The organism is Algoriphagus sp. SE2 (assembly GCF_039563885.1).
Lineage (GTDB): Bacteria > Bacteroidota > Bacteroidia > Cytophagales > Cyclobacteriaceae > Algoriphagus.
On sequence record NZ_JBCLWJ010000078.1, the window covers coordinates 1 to 412 of the forward strand.

Annotated in this window: 1 protein-coding gene; it reads left to right on the forward strand. The window is 43.2% G+C overall.

Annotated elements, in window-relative coordinates:
- The coding region (locus AAGF08_RS20490) for a histidine kinase dimerization/phospho-acceptor domain-containing protein (protein ID WP_343513323.1) at window positions 1-412 on the forward strand (412 nt) is incomplete at both ends.

The window sequence follows — 412 nt, forward strand, 5'->3', positions numbered from 1 at the left end:
AGAGCTTACCGCAGGTATCGCTCATGAAATTCAAAACCCATTGAACTTCGTCAACAACTTTAGCGAAGTGAGTAATGAGCTCATCGATGAGATGAAAGACGAATTTAAAAAAGGAGATATTGAAGAAGGATTTGCCGTTGCTGATGATCTCAAACAAAACTTAGAGAAAATTTCTCTCCACGGAAAACGGGCAGATGCCATCGTCAAGGGGATGCTGGAACATAGCCGAGCCAATAAAGGAGAAAAAGCTCCTACTGATTTGAATGCTCTGGTGGATGAGTTTGTACGGCTTTCCTATCATGGATTGCGCGCCAAAGACAAGGACTTTAATGCCGACTTCAAATTGGAGCTTGATCCCGATTTACCAAAGGTCAATGTGGTGGCTTCTGATATCGGCCGGGTAATTTTGAAC